Origin of the sequence: Sphingomonas cannabina (genome assembly GCF_021391395.1) — a bacterium.
In the GTDB taxonomy this organism is placed as follows: domain Bacteria; phylum Pseudomonadota; class Alphaproteobacteria; order Sphingomonadales; family Sphingomonadaceae; genus Sphingomonas; species Sphingomonas cannabina.
This window is the reverse complement of the sequence record NZ_CP090059.1, coordinates 542,392-554,097: the sequence shown is the minus strand read 5'-3', so window position 1 is coordinate 554,097 and position 11,706 is coordinate 542,392. Positions and strand designations below refer to the sequence as shown.

14 protein-coding genes and 1 tRNA gene are annotated in these 11,706 nt (G+C 71.0%); 11 read left to right on the top strand and 4 right to left on the bottom strand.

All coding sequences use genetic code 11. The annotated features are described in order from the left end of the window. Positions 1 to 26: 26 nt before the first annotated feature. The 8 genes from hemC to LZK98_RS02790 are packed head-to-tail and all read left to right on the top strand — an operon-like array spanning position 27 to position 6,899. The gene (hemC, locus tag LZK98_RS02825; protein ID WP_233784840.1) at positions 27 to 911 is read left to right on the top strand and encodes a hydroxymethylbilane synthase; all 885 of its coding nucleotides are present in this window, start codon (positions 27 to 29) and stop codon (positions 909 to 911) included. Further along, on the top strand, positions 908 to 1,540 hold the full coding sequence (locus LZK98_RS02820; protein WP_233784839.1) for a uroporphyrinogen-III synthase: 633 nt from the start codon (positions 908 to 910) through the stop codon (positions 1,538 to 1,540). Before hemC ends, LZK98_RS02820 begins: the two co-directional genes overlap by 4 nt. A gap of 31 nt (positions 1,541 to 1,571) precedes the next feature. Beyond that, positions 1,572 to 2,453, top strand: a complete 882-nt coding sequence (locus LZK98_RS02815; RefSeq protein WP_233784838.1) for a hypothetical protein — start codon at positions 1,572 to 1,574, stop codon at positions 2,451 to 2,453. A gap of 13 nt (positions 2,454 to 2,466) precedes the next feature. Further along, positions 2,467 to 3,651, top strand: coding sequence for an acyl-CoA dehydrogenase (locus tag LZK98_RS02810; protein WP_233784837.1), 1,185 nt, complete (start codon positions 2,467 to 2,469; stop codon positions 3,649 to 3,651). Continuing rightward, positions 3,648 to 4,169, top strand: coding sequence for a GNAT family N-acetyltransferase (locus tag LZK98_RS02805; RefSeq protein WP_233784836.1), 522 nt, complete (start codon positions 3,648 to 3,650; stop codon positions 4,167 to 4,169). The genes LZK98_RS02810 and LZK98_RS02805 overlap by 4 nt, the downstream gene beginning before the upstream one ends. Further along, on the top strand, positions 4,169 to 4,627 hold the full coding sequence (locus tag LZK98_RS02800) for a GreA/GreB family elongation factor (protein WP_233784835.1): 459 nt from the start codon (positions 4,169 to 4,171) through the stop codon (positions 4,625 to 4,627). The genes LZK98_RS02805 and LZK98_RS02800 overlap by 1 nt, the downstream gene beginning before the upstream one ends. Further along, on the top strand, positions 4,624 to 5,736 hold the full coding sequence (locus tag LZK98_RS02795) for a CaiB/BaiF CoA transferase family protein (protein ID WP_233784834.1): 1,113 nt from the start codon (positions 4,624 to 4,626) through the stop codon (positions 5,734 to 5,736). Before LZK98_RS02800 ends, LZK98_RS02795 begins: the two co-directional genes overlap by 4 nt. Positions 5,737 to 5,738: 2 nt before the next feature. After that, positions 5,739 to 6,899, top strand: coding sequence for an FAD-dependent oxidoreductase (locus LZK98_RS02790; RefSeq protein ID WP_233784833.1), 1,161 nt, complete (start codon positions 5,739 to 5,741; stop codon positions 6,897 to 6,899). On the opposite strand, the gene LZK98_RS02785 is transcribed toward LZK98_RS02790, so the two are convergent. From LZK98_RS02785 to LZK98_RS02775, 3 genes are all read right to left on the bottom strand, one after another. Further along, a complete protein-coding gene (locus LZK98_RS02785) occupies positions 6,900 to 7,694 on the bottom strand; it encodes a DUF72 domain-containing protein (protein WP_233784832.1) in 795 nt (264 codons plus the stop codon). Beyond that, positions 7,691 to 8,146 (bottom strand): DUF2147 domain-containing protein, encoded by a 456-nt coding sequence (locus LZK98_RS02780; protein WP_233784831.1) that lies wholly within the window; start codon positions 8,144 to 8,146, stop codon positions 7,691 to 7,693. Before LZK98_RS02780 ends, LZK98_RS02785 begins: the two co-directional genes overlap by 4 nt. A 256-nt stretch (positions 8,147 to 8,402) precedes the next feature. After that, positions 8,403 to 8,477 (bottom strand) — tRNA-Gly (locus LZK98_RS02775). 163 nt (positions 8,478 to 8,640) lie between these two features. Here LZK98_RS02775 and LZK98_RS02770 point away from each other — a divergent pair. Genes LZK98_RS02770 through LZK98_RS02760 form a run of 3 tightly spaced genes read left to right on the top strand, consistent with a single transcriptional unit; the run spans position 8,641 to position 10,309 of the window. After that, positions 8,641 to 9,537: a tetratricopeptide repeat protein gene (locus LZK98_RS02770; RefSeq protein ID WP_233786490.1), complete on the top strand. Its 897-nt coding sequence runs from the start codon at positions 8,641 to 8,643 to the stop codon at positions 9,535 to 9,537. 50 nt (positions 9,538 to 9,587) lie between these two features. After that, positions 9,588 to 10,139 carry an LON peptidase substrate-binding domain-containing protein gene (locus tag LZK98_RS02765; RefSeq protein WP_233786489.1) on the top strand — a complete coding sequence of 184 codons (552 nt, stop codon included), beginning with the start codon at positions 9,588 to 9,590 and terminating at the stop codon, positions 10,137 to 10,139. After that, positions 10,136 to 10,309, top strand: a complete 174-nt coding sequence (locus LZK98_RS02760) for a Trm112 family protein (RefSeq protein WP_233784830.1) — start codon at positions 10,136 to 10,138, stop codon at positions 10,307 to 10,309. The genes LZK98_RS02765 and LZK98_RS02760 overlap by 4 nt, the downstream gene beginning before the upstream one ends. 126 nt (positions 10,310 to 10,435) lie before the next feature. On the opposite strand, the gene LZK98_RS02755 is transcribed toward LZK98_RS02760, so the two are convergent. Next, complete coding sequence (locus LZK98_RS02755; RefSeq protein ID WP_233784829.1) at positions 10,436 to 11,653, bottom strand: UbiH/UbiF/VisC/COQ6 family ubiquinone biosynthesis hydroxylase; 1,218 nt, start codon at positions 11,651 to 11,653, stop codon at positions 10,436 to 10,438. Between the last annotated feature and the right edge of the window lie 53 nt (positions 11,654 to 11,706).

Sequence of the window (11,706 nt, the reverse complement as noted above, 5' to 3'; positions counted from 1 at the left end):
GGCGGCGGTTCGTCCAAGCGGGAGCGATGATCAGGATTCGCCTCGGCACCCGCGGATCGCCGCTCGCGCTCGTCCAGGCCGGGCAGGTGCGTGACGCGCTGGCCGCGGCGCACGGCTGCGCGGTCGATATCGTGCCCGTGCGCACCACCGGCGACAAGGTGCAGGACCGCGCGCTCGCCGAGATCGGCGGCAAGGCGCTGTGGACCAAGGAGCTCGACCGTGCGCTGCTGGCCGGCGAGATCGACTGCGCGGTGCATTCGATGAAGGACGTCGAGACGGTCCGTCCGCCCGAGATCGCCATCGCCGCGATGCTGGAGCGCGCCGACGTGCGCGACCGGCTGGTGGGGGCGGCGTCCTTCGAGGCGCTGCCCGAGGCCGCGCGGATCGGCACCAGCTCGCCCCGCCGCGCGGCGCAGGTGCGGCGCATCCGCGGCGACCTGCGGCCGGTGCTGTTCCGCGGCAATGTCGACACGCGCCTCGCCAAGCTGGCGGCCGGCGAGGCGGAGGCGACCCTGCTCGCCGCCGCCGGGCTCGCGCGGTTGGGGCGCGACGACATTGGTGTGCCGATCCCGCTCGAGACGATGCTGCCCGCGCCGGCCCAGGGCGCGGTCGGGATCGAGGCACGCGCGGGCGACGGCGCGATGCTGGAGATGCTGGCGGCGATCGGGCATCGCGACACCGAGAAGTGCGTCCATGCCGAACGCGCGGTGCTGGCCGCGCTCCATGCCGATTGCCATTCGCCGGTCGCGGTGCTGGCGCGGATCGGAGCGGACGGGGTGGCGATCGACGCCGAGCTGCTTGCCGAGGACGGGAGCGAATCGGTGCGGCTGTCGGGGCAAGACCCCGACGCGCTGGCGGCGGCGCTGCTTGCCGCCGCACCGGCCGCGATCGCGCGGCTGTTCGGGGCATGACGCGCCCGCTCGCGGTGCTGCGGCCGGAACCGGGGAATGCCGCCACCGCTGCGCGGATCGAGGCGGAGGGGCTGCGCGCCATCCGGCTGCCGTTGTTCGCGATCGCGCCGGTCGCATGGCAGGCGCCCGATCCGGCGGATTACGACGCGCTGCTCATCACCAGTGCCAATGCGATCCGGCATGGCGGGGCCGAGCTCGAGCGCCTGCGTTCGCTGCCGGTCGTCGCGGTCGGGAATGCGACCGCCGCCGCGGCGCGGGACGCCGGCTTCGCGGTGCGCGACGTCGGCGCAAGCGGAGTCGAGGCGATCATCGAACGGGCAAGGGGCATACGGCTGCTGCATCTCGCCGGGCATGACCGAATGGCGGCCGGCGTCGACACGGTCACCGTCTATGCCAGCGATCCGCTTGCCGTCGATCCGACGCCGTTGCAGGGCAGCGTCGCGCTGGTCCATTCGGCACGCGCCGGTGCTCGGCTGGCCGAGATCGCACCCGACCGCAGCCGTATCGTGCTCGCCGCGATCAGCCGGACGGCCGCCGACGCCGCCGGCGTGGGCTGGGCGGCCGTAGCTGTTGCGGAAGCACCGACCGACGACGCGCTTATCACCACCGCGCGCAAGCTCGCCGATTGACGCGCGTGCCGCCGGTGCCGATAAGCCCGGCATGACCGGCGAGACCCCGTCCCTCGCGGCTCCGCCGCGGCGCCGCAGCGGCTGGCCGCTCGCGATCGCGCTGATCGCCGCCTTCGTGCTCGGCGTGATCGCGGTGATGTGGGCCGGTCCGGCGATCGAGCGCTGGCGCCGGCCCGCGCAGCAGCCGATCATCGTCGACCCTTCCGCCGCCGCGCCCTCCGTCCCGGCCGCGGTCGCGCCGATCACGATCGAGGGGCTGGCCGCGCGCGAGGCGGCGCTCGACATGCAGCTGCGCGCGATCGAGGCGCGCATGGCCGCCGCCGACGCGGCGTCGCGCACCTCCGCCGGCAATGCCAGCCGCGCCGAGCGGCTGCTGATCCTGTACGCGGTGCGCCGCCGGCTCGATCGCGGGCAGAAGCTCGAGGGCTATGAGCCGCTGCTCCTCACCCGCTTCGGCGCCGACGCGGGATCGTCGGTGGCGACGGTGATCGCCGCCGGACGCTCGCCGGTGACGCTGGAGGACCTGCGCGAGGCGCTCGACGCGATCGCACCGCGGCTCACCCGCGGCAGCCTCGACGACGGCGTCGGCCGGGCGCTGTGGCGCGAGCTCACCAGTCTGGTCGTGCTGCGGCACGAGACCACGCCGAGCCCACGCGCGGCCGACCGGCTCGCCCGTGCGCGGCGAATGCTCGACGCGGGCCAGGTCGAGGGTGCGCTGGCCGAGGTCTCGCGGATGCCCGGCGCCCCCGCGGCGAAGAGCTGGACCGATGCGGCGCGCCGCTACGTCGGCGCGCGCGAGGCGTTGAACGCATTGGAGCTGGTCGCGCTCGGCCCGGCCAAGGCGGCACCGCCGCCCCCGCCTCCGCCGGCAGCGGCGGAGCCCGAAACCGGCGCGACGACGCCGGCGATCTGATTAGGAGAGTTCCATGGCCGAGATGGGCCGGTTCGACTGGCAGGATCCGTTCGCGCTCGACACGCAGCTCACCGACGAGGAGCGGATGGTGCGGGATGCCGCCCGCGCCTATGCCCGCGAGCAGCTGCTGCCGCGCGTGACCCGGGCATTCCTCGACGAGAGCTTCGACCGCGAGATCATGCGCGAGATGGGGTCATTGGGCCTGCTCGGCCCCACCATCTCGCCCGAATATGGCGGCGCGGGCCTCGGCTATGTCGCCTATGGCCTGGTCGCGCGCGAGGTGGAGGCGGTCGATTCGGGCTATCGCTCGGCGATGAGCGTGCAGTCGAGCCTCGTCATGCACCCGATCAACGCCTATGGCACTGAGGAGCAGAAGCGGAAATACCTCCCCGGCCTCGCCACCGGCGAGCTGGTCGGCTGCTTCGGCCTGACCGAGCCTGACGCCGGTTCCGATCCCGGCAGCATGAGGACGCGCGCAGAGAAGACCGCGGACGGCTACCGCCTGACTGGCACCAAGATGTGGATCACCAACTCGCCGATCGCCGACGTGATGGTGGTCTGGGCCAAGAGCGACGCGCATGGCGGCGGGATCAAGGGTTTCGTCCTCGAACGCGGCCTCCCCGGCCTCTCGACGCCCAAGATCGAGGGCAAGCTGTCGCTGCGCGCCTCGATCACCGGCGAGATCGTGATGGACGGCGTCGAGGTCGGCGAGGATGCGCTGCTGCCCGAGGTGCAGGGATTGAAGGGCCCGTTCGGCTGCCTCAACCGCGCGCGCTACGGCATCGCCTGGGGCACGATGGGCGCTGCCGAGTTCTGCTTGGAGGCGGCGCGGCAATATGCGCTCGACCGCCAGCAGTTCGGCCGCCCGCTCGCCGCGACGCAGCTGGTGCAGCTCAAGCTCGCCAACATGGAGACCGAGATCGCGCTCGGCCTCCAGGCGGCGCTGCGTGCCGGCCGCATGTTCGACGAGGGCACGCTGGCGCCCGAGGCGATCTCGCTGATCAAGCGCAACAACTGCGGCAAGGCGCTCGACATCGCCCGGGTCGCGCGCGACATGCACGGCGGCAACGGCATCTCGGCCGAGTTCCACGTCATCCGTCACGCGATCAACCTCGAGACGGTCAACACCTACGAAGGCACGCACGACGTCCACGGCCTGATCCTCGGCCGCGCGATCACCGGGATCGCGGCGTTTTGACGCCGGACCGTCAGCCGGTGCTCGAAGGCGAGCTCGTCCGCCTGCGGCCGAGCGTGCCGGAGGATTGGGACGCGCTCTACGCCGTCGCCTCCGACCCGCTGCTCTGGGAAGTACATCCCGCGCACGATCGCTGGCAGGAGCCGGTCTTCCGCGCCTATTTCGACGGCGGCATCGCGTCGGGCGGCGCGCTGACGATCATCGACAAGGCGACCGGCCGGGTGATCGGATCGAGCCGCTTCGACAATTGGAACCGGCAAGCCGACGAGATCGAGATCGGCTGGACATATCTCGCGCGTGAGTATTGGGGCGGCACCTGGAACCGCGAGATCAAGCGGCTGATGCTCGATCACATCCACCGCTACGTCGGAACGGTGATATTCACCGTCGGCGAGGGCAACATCCGCTCGCGCAAGGCGATGGAGAAGATCGGCGGCGTGCTCCGCCCCGGTACCGTCGACCGGCCGATGGCCGGCGAGATGAAGCCGCATGTCATCTACGAGATTCGAAAGCCCGCCTAATGAGTGTCGCCTTCCGTCGCGAGAGCGACGACGAGCATAAGGAACCCGAGTTCGAGCTGCCGATCCCGGTCGGGCCCAATCTGGTCACTCCGCGCGGGCTCGAGCTGCTCGCGGCCAGGGATGCCGAGATGGCGGCCGCCGTTGCCGCGGCGACCGACGAGGACGAGCTGAAGCGGCTGAAGCGCGAGCAGCGCTATTGGGCGACGCGCCATGCCACCGCCGAGCTCGCCCCGCCGCCCGAGCCGGGCATCGCCGGGATCGGTTCCGAGGTGGTGATCCGCCGCGGCGGCGCCGAGCAGCGCTTCCGCATCGTCGGCCATGACGAGGCCGATCCCGCCGCGGGATTGCTTGCCTTCACCGCCCCGCTTGCCCGCGCGGTGATGCATGCGGAGGCCGGCGACCGCGTCGACTTCGGCGGCCGCACGGAGGCGGTCGAAGTGGTGAGCGTCGCGCCGTGAAGCCGCTCGCCGGGATCAGGGTCGTCGAGCTCGCGCGCATCCTCGCCGGCCCGTGGTGCGGCCAGCTCCTCGCCGATCTCGGCGCCGAGGTGATCAAGGTCGAGCGCCCCGGCGCAGGGGACGACACCCGCCACTGGGGCCCGCCCTTCCTGCACGACGCCGAGGGCCGCAACCTCGACGCCGCCTATTATCATTCGACCAACCGCGGCAAGACCAGCATCGCCGTCGACATCGCCTCGCCCGAGGGCCAGGCCCGCGTGCGCGAGCTGGCCGCCGATGCCGACGTCGTGATCGAGAACTACAAGGTCGGCGGCCTCGTCAAATACGGCCTCGACCACGCCAGCCTCGCCGCGATCAATCCGCGGCTCGTCACCTGCTCGATCACCGGCTTCGGCCAGACCGGCCCTTATGCCCATCGTGCCGGCTACGACTTCATCATCCAGGGCATGGGCGGGATCATGTCGCTGACCGGCGAGCCCGACGGCGCGCCGCAGAAGGCCGGCATCGCCTATGCCGACATCTTCACCGGCGTCTATGCGACGGTGGCGATCCTGGCGGCGCTCAGGCGTCGTGACGTCACCGACGAGGGCGCGCACATCGACATGGCGCTGCTCGACACGCAGGTGGCGGTGCTCGCCAACCAGGCATTGAACTGGATGGCGTCGGGCAAGGTGCCGCACCGGATGGGCAACGGCCACGCCAATCTCGCCCCTTACCAGGCCTTCGCCTGCGCCGACGGCGAGCTGATCGTCGCGGTCGGCAATGATTCTCAGTTCGCCAAGCTCAATGAGGTGCTGGGACTCGACCTCCACCGCGACGATCGCTTCGCCACCAATCCCGGCCGCGTCGCCAACCGCGACGCGCTGATCCCGCCGCTCGCCCGCGCGATCCTCGACTGGAGGAAGCGCGATCTCGCCGACGCGCTGGAGGCGAAGGGAGTTCCGGCCGGCCCGATCAACAATGTCGCCGAGGTGTTCGCCGACCCGCAGGTCGTCGCGCGCGGGATGCAGGTGGTGCTGGGCGGGCTTCCCGGCGTTGCCAGCCCGATCGTGATCGACGGCGAGCGCATGGTCGCCGATCGCCCCAGCCCGCCGCGCGCCGACCGCTGACAATGCGGCGGCTGGAGGTCGCGGTCGCCGGCTGTGGGGTTGCCGGGCTCGCCGCGGCGCTGCTGCTCCGCCGCGACGGCCATCGCGTCACCCTGTTTGAGCGGTTCGCGGAGCCGGGGCCGCTCGGATCGGGGCTGATGATCCAGCCCACCGGCCAGGCCGTGCTGCGCGCGATGGGGGCCGAAGCCGCGGTGATCGCCCATGGCGCGCGGATCGACCGGCTGGCAGGAGAGGCCGGCGGCAGCGGCCGCACCGTGCTCGACGTCCGTTATGCCGCACTGGGGCGGGCCGCCTATGGCATCGGCATCCATCGCGCCACTTTGTTCCACATCCTCTATCGGCTGGTGCTCGCCGAGGGCATCACGCTCGAGGCCGGCCGCACGGTCCAGTCCGCCGGTGAGGGCCGGCTGCGTTTCGCCGACGGGTCCGATGCAGGGCCGTTCGATCTGATCGTCGATGCGCTTGGCGCGCGCAGCGTGCTGGCGGGGGAGCCGGCGCGCACGCTCCCCTATGGCGCCTTGTGGGCGAGCGTGCCGTGGCGCGGCGATTTCGACCCGAATGCCCTGCAGCAGCGCTATCGCGCGGCCAGCGTGATGGCCGGGGTGCTGCCGATCGGCAAGCCGCCCGGCGGCGCGGCGCCGCAATGCGCCTTCTTCTGGTCGCTGCGCGGCGACCGGCTGAGCGCCTGGCGCGCCGACGGGCTGGAGCTGTGGAAGGCGGAGGTCGCCAGGCTGTGGCCAGCGACGCAGCCGCTGCTCGACGCCATTACGGCGCCCGAGCAGCTCACCTTCGCCCATTACGCCCATCGCACGCTGGCGCGGCCGTGGGCTCCCGGGCTGATCCACATCGGCGACGCCTGGCATTCGACCAGCCCGCAGCTCGGCCAGGGTGCCAACATGGCGCTGCTCGACGCCTATGCCCTGACGCTCGCCCTGCGCGCGGGCGATCCGGCGCAGGCGATCCGGCTGCGGCGCGGCCATGTCCGGCTCTATCAGGCGATGAGTGCGCTGTTCACGCCGGTCTACCAGTCGGACGGCCGGCTGCTCCCCTTCCTGCGCGACTGGCTGGTGGGGCCGCTGTCGAAGCGATGGCCGGCGACGCGGCTGCAGGCAGCGATGGTCAGCGGGCTGGTCGGCGATCCGCTGAAGACGCTCGGGCTCTGATCAAAGCCGCGCGATCAGCGCCTGCGCGGCCGCCGGATTGCGAACCTTGGCGCCGGCGATCATGAAGATGAAGGCGTCGCGCGGCGTCTTGGCCGGCGCATCGGCGACATAGGGCAACCCGTCAGGCTGCCCGCCCGCCGCCCAGGTTTTCGCCGCCTCCGCCCAGCGGTCGAGCTCGGCGGGCGCATAGCCGGCCGGCTCCTCTTCCACCGCCGTCTCGAGCCGGACATAGACGAAGTCGCCGCTCACGTCGGCGATCGCCGGATAATCGTCCGACTTGGCATAGACGATCGCCACGCCCGCCTTGCGGCACAGCTCGACGAACGCCGGCACCGCGAAGCTCTCGTGTCGTACCTGCACGGCATGGCGGAGCGGCACGCCGTCCTGCTTCTCCGGCAGCAGCTTCAGGAAGGCGCCGAAATCGTCCGGATCGAATTTCTTGGTGGCCATGAACTGCCATAGGATCGGCCCCAGCTTGGGTCCGAGCTCGACGATGCCCTGCCCGCAGAAGCGCGCGATCGATTCGCCCGCCTCCGCCAGCACCTTGCGGTTGGTGCAGAAGCGCGAGGCCTTGACCGCGAACATGAAGTCGTCTGGCGCGACTTTCGCCCATTCGGCGAAGCTCGCCGGCTTGAAGGTCGAATAATAGGTGCCGTTGATCTCGATCGCGGTGACGTGGCGGCTGGCATATTCCAGCTCGCGCTTCTGCGGCCATTTGTCGGGATAGAAGGTCCCGCGCCACGGCTCGAACGTCCAGCCGCCGATGCCGACGCGGATGGCGCCGGCGCCCGTCACCGGACGCGCACCCAGGTCGACGTCTTGCAGATGAGGCCGCCCAGCACGCAGCCCTTGCCAAGCAGCTTGTCGTCGCTCGTCACGGTCAGGCGGCCGGCGAAGGTGCGATTCATATCGGGCACGAACACCTTGCCCTTATAGCTGCCATCGCCCTCAGGACGAAATTCGCGGAAGATCTTCGTGCCGACGAGCTCCGGCGTGCCACCGCGGCGGGCGTCTGCCTCGGCCTCGGCGCTCGCCCAACTCACCGTGCCGCACACCAGCGCGCCGCAAGCATGGGTGCGGATATGGACGGTGTCCTTCTTGTTGCGCCATTCGCCGGCGAGGGTGCCGATGCCCTCCTCCACGCGAGCGGTGGCCGGGGTGGGTGCCGCGGTCAGCAGCACCGCCGATACGACGGCGGCGATCATACCCGACCGCAGCCCGCCAGGGGCGCGATTGATGTTCGTCATCGTTCCAAACTCCTGCGGCGCGCCGTCACCGTCGCCTCTCGCGACTCGCGCGGACGTAAAGCAAAAGCGCGCTTGCCATCGCCTGAACGGTGACGCGATTTGGCGACGGTATGATGGCGCCGAGTTGGGCAGATTGCGGCAGCTGCTGGAGGATTCGAACCACGCGCGCAACCCGGCAGGGCGGAGCGCCAACAAAGGACTCGAGGGTTCGGGCGAGCGCGTTCCGGAGGTGGAATCGCGCACAAAACGCGAAAACTGGAGCGGGCGAAGGGATTCGAACCCTCGACCCCAACCTTGGCAAGGTTGTGCTCTACCCCTGAGCTACGCCCGCTCGGCGCCAGTCCCACGGAAGAGCCCGTGGGCGGGTAAGGCGGCGGCCTCTAACAGCGCTCCGGGACGGGCGCAAGTCCCGAAAAGGCTTGCCCGATCCGCCTCCCGGCCCACATAGGCGCCTTCGAGGTCGAAAGGAGCGCCGATCCGTGGCTACGCTAGGTCTGTCCCCGCAGGAGAAGGATGCCGTCGAGGCGTTCCGCCGCGACGTCGTCGAGCCGTCGATGACCAAGCTGGTCATCATCGATTTTTGGGCGGAATGGTGCGGACCGTGCAAGGCGCTGGGGCCGGTGCTGGAGAAGGTGGCGGCCGATTACGCGTCCAAGGGCGTGGTGCTCGCCAAGATCGACGTCGACGCGAATCAGTTCATCGCCGCCCAGTTCCAGGTGCGCTCGATCCCGACCGTCTATGCGATGTTCCAGGGTCAGCTCGCCGCGGACCTCACCAACGCGCGCACCGAATCACAGCTCAAGGCGATCCTCGACCAGCTGTTGCGCCAGCTGCCGATCCAGAGCGACGATTCGCAGCAGGAGGCCGAGCTCGAGCCGCTGATCGCGATGGGCGAGGAGGTGCTGGCGGGCGGCGATTCGGCACGCGCTCTGTCGATCTTCGAGCAGCTTGCCGAGATGGCGCCGGAGCATCCCGCGGTGATCGCCGGCCGCGCCCGGGCGCTGGTCGGCCAGGGCCGGCTCGACGAGGCGGAGGCGGCGCTCGCCGACCTGCCGGAGGAGGTGGCGAAGAGCGCCGAAATCGCGCGCGCCCGCTCGGCGATCGATCTCGCCAAGGTCGCCGAGCCGGTCGACGACCTCGCCGGCCTCGCCGCCGAGGTCGCCGCCAACCCCGACGATTTCGACGCGCGCATGCGCCTTGCCGGCGGGCAGATGGCGGCCGGCGACCGCGACGGCGCCGCCGACACGCTGCTCGCGCTGGTCGCGGCCGACCGGGAGTGGAACGAAGGCGCCGCGCGCAAGCAGCTGCTCCAGCTGTTCGAGGCGGTCGGGCTGGAGGACCCCTGGGTCGCCGCCCAGCGCCGCAAACTTTCCGCGATCCTGTTCGGGTGAGCACGCGGCTGACGATCTTCCCCCTCGCGGGGGCGATCCTGTTTCCGCGGATGCTGCTGCCGCTCCACATCTTCGAGCCGCGCTACCGGGCGATGGTGACCGATGCGCTGGCGCGCGACCGGCGGATCGGGATGATCCAGCCGCGCGCGGCCGGCAACCCGCCGCCGCTGTTCGACATCGGCTGCGTCGGCCGTATCACCGATGTCGAGGCACTGCCCGACGGGCGCTTCGACATCGTGCTGGAGGGATTGGCGCGCTTCCGCCTGCTGCGCGAGCTCGATGTCGCGACGCCGTTCCGCCAGATCGAGGCGGAGCTCGAGGCGCCGGGCGAGGCGGAGGCGCTGGCGCCGGTCGAGCGCGCCGCGATCGAGAGCGAATCGCGCCGTTTCGCCGACGCGCAGGGCTATGCGGTCGACTGGGAAGCGGTCAGCCGGCTCGACGACGAGAGTCTGATCAACGGCATCGCCCAGATCGCGCCGTTCGATCCCGCCTCCAAGCAGGCGCTGCTCGAGGCGGCGACGCTCAGCGAACGGGCGCGGCTGATCGTACAGCTGATGGCCTTCTTCGGCCGCCACGACGAGGATTCGGGGACGCTGCAATGACGATCGACCCGTGGCTGCTCGAACGGCTCGTCTGCCCGGCGACGCGCACGCCGCTGCGCTGGGACGAGGCGGCGGGCGAGCTGGTCTCCGATGCGGCCGGCCTCGCCTATCCGGTGCGCGACGGCACGCCGGTGCTGCTGGTCGAGGAAGCACGGACGGTCAGACGGTAGAGCTCTCCTCTCCCGTTCGCCCTGAGCTTGTCGAAGGGCCACTCTTCTTCTCTTCTTCGAACACCGGAAAAGAAAGGACGGCCCTTCGACAAGCTCAGGGCGAACGGAAAGGGAGACTTGTCCGTTTCAGACCGTCAGCCCCTGCAGCAGCTTGGGCACCTCGCCGCTCTCGCCGCGCGCTTCGGCCATGAAGCGGTCCTTGAGCGGCGGCAGCGCCTGCACTGCGGACAGGCCGAGCCGGCGCACCGCGCTCGCGGTCCTGCCGGGGATGCCGAACAGGCGGGTGAGCCCGTCGGTGGCGGCGGCAACCATGAAGGTGTCGAGGCTGCGCCAGCGCTCGTAGCGCGCGAGGAGCTGCGCGTCGCCGAGGTCGAGGCCCAGCCGCTTGCCGTCGACCAGCACCTCGACCAGCGCCGCGACGTCGCGGAAGCCGACGTTGACGCCCTGGCCGGCGATCGGATGGATGCCGTGCGCCGCATCGCCGACCAGCGCGAGCCGCTCGGCGGTGATCTTTGCCGCATGGTGGAAGCCGAGCGGATGGCTGAACCGCTTCGTCAGCCGCGACAGGCCGCCGAGCACGCCGCCCATCTTCCTCTCGCATTCGGCGAGGAAGCCGCGGTCGGACAGCTTCAGCATCCCCGGCGCCGTGTCGCGCCGCACCGACCACACGATCGCCGAGCGATGGTCGTGCTCGTCGTCGGTGAGCGGCAGGATCGCGAACGGCCCTTCGGGATAGAAGATCTCGAAGGCGATGCCGCCGTGGTTCTTCTCGTGGTGGAGCGAGGTGACCAGCGCGGCGTGGTCGTAGCTCCAGCGCGCGACCTTGAGGCCCGCGGCGTCGCGCGTCGGCGAATTACGTCCCTCCGCGCCGACCAGCAGCGGCGCCGCGACCTCGCTGCCGTCGCTCAGCGTCGCGCGGACGCCATGGGCGTCGCGCGTCACCTGGACGGCCCGCGTCTTCATGCGAAGGTCGAGCCGCGGCGCCGCCTCGGCCGCCCCTATCAGCGCCGCGCGCAGCCGGCGGTTCTCGAACATTACGCCGAGCGCACCTTCGTCCGCGTCGGGCACGAAATCGAGCCCGCCCGGCGCGAGGCCATCGCTCACCCGGATATGCTCGATCGGGCAGCCGAAGCCGGCGAGCCGCTCGCCGACGCCGATCGCCTCCAGCATCCGCATCGGCGCGCTGGCGATCGCCGAGGCGCGGCCGTCGAAGTCGGCGGCGAGCACGGTGGCCGGATCGGCCGGATCGACGATGATCGCGCTCAGCCCATGCGCATCGAGCGCGACGCCGAGCGCGCTCCCGACCAGACCGCCGCCGAGGATGAGGACGTCCGCGCGTTCCATGGACGTTGCCCTAGCCCGGCTCGCCGCCGCTGCCAATGCCGCTGCCTTGACGT